Here is a 1,718-nt window from a genome sequence, read left to right as displayed (position 1 = left end):
AGAACAAGTTTTGAGGAAACAAATCCCTCAAAACTAAACAAAGTTTCGAATCATGTGCAGATTCCGTAATTCATTCCTTAGAAAGGAGGTGATCCAGCCGCAGGTTCTCCTACGGCTACCTTGTTACGACTTCACCCCAATCATCTGTCCCACCTTAGGCGGCTGGCTCCAAAAGGTTACCCCACCGACTTTGGGTGTTACAAACTCTCATGGTGTGACGGGCGGTGTGTACAAGGCCCGGGAACGTATTCACCGCGACATGCTGATTCGCGATTACTAGCGATTCCGACTTCATGCAGGCGAGTTGCAGCCTGCAATCCGAACTGAGAACGGCTTTAAGAGATTAGCTTGCCCTCGCGAGTTAGCGACTCGTTGTACCGTCCATTGTAGCACGTGTGTAGCCCAGGTCATAAGGGGCATGATGATTTGACGTCATCCCCACCTTCCTCCGGTTTGTCACCGGCAGTCTCGCCAGAGTGCCCAACTTAATGATGGCAACTGACAATAAGGGTTGCGCTCGTTGCGGGACTTAACCCAACATCTCACGACACGAGCTGACGACAACCATGCACCACCTGTCATTCTGTCCCCGAAGGGAACGTTCCATCTCTGGAATTGTCAGAAGATGTCAAGACCTGGTAAGGTTCTTCGCGTTGCTTCGAATTAAACCACATGCTCCACCGCTTGTGCGGGCCCCCGTCAATTCCTTTGAGTTTCAGTCTTGCGACCGTACTCCCCAGGCGGAGTGCTTAATGCGTTAGCTGCAGCACTGAAGGGCGGAAACCCTCCAACACTTAGCACTCATCGTTTACGGCGTGGACTACCAGGGTATCTAATCCTGTTTGCTACCCACGCTTTCGAACCTCAGCGTCAGTTACAGACCAGAGAGCCGCTTTCGCCACTGGTGTTCTTCCATATATCTACGCATTTCACCGCTACACATGGAGTTCCACTCTCCTCTTCTGCACTCAAGTCTTCCAGTTTCCAATGCACTACTTCGGTTAAGCCGAAGGCTTTCACATCAGACTTAAAAGACCGCCTGCGTTCCCTTTACGCCCAATAAATCCGGACAACGCTCGCCACCTACGTATTACCGCGGCTGCTGGCACGTAGTTAGCCGTGGCTTTCTGGTCAGATACCGTCAATACGTGAACAGTTACTCTCACGCACGTTCTTCTCTGACAACAGAATTTTACGACCCGAAGGCCTTCTTCATTCACGCGGCGTTGCTCCATCAGACTTTCGTCCATTGTGGAAGATTCCCTACTGCTGCCTCCCGTAGGAGTTTGGGCCGTGTCTCAGTCCCAATGTGGCCGATCAACCTCTCAGTTCGGCTACGTATCATCACCTTGGTAGGCCATTACCCCACCAACAAGTTAATACGCCGCAGGCCCATCCAAAAGTGACAGCAAAAGCCGTCTTTTACATGAACATCATGCGGTGTTCATGGTTATGCGGTATTAGCACCTGTTTCCAAGTGTTATCCCCCTCTTTTGGGCAGGTTGCCTACGTGTTACTCACCCGTTCGCCACTAAGCTTCTTTCGGTGAATGCAAGCATTCGGTGAAAGAAAGCTTCGTTCGACTTGCATGTATTAGGCACGCCGCCAGCGTTCGTCCTGAGCCAGGATCAAACTCTCAATTTATAGTTTGTGACTCAAAATTTACTAGCGAATTGACTTCGCAAATATTGTTGCTCTTGTTTAAAACAAGAAGCCCT

General features: G+C 50.5%; 1 rRNA gene. It reads right to left on the bottom strand.

Features of this window, described 5'->3' with window-relative positions:
- Positions 1-81 precede the first annotated feature (81 nt).
- Positions 82-1,644, bottom strand: a 16S ribosomal RNA gene (locus BMZ95_RS00010).
- Positions 1,645-1,718 lie beyond the last annotated feature (74 nt).

This window comes from Ligilactobacillus ruminis DSM 20403 = NBRC 102161 (assembly GCF_900113455.1).
Classification (GTDB): Bacteria; Bacillota; Bacilli; order Lactobacillales; family Lactobacillaceae; genus Ligilactobacillus; species Ligilactobacillus ruminis.
This window is presented reverse-complemented; position numbering and strand designations above follow the sequence as displayed.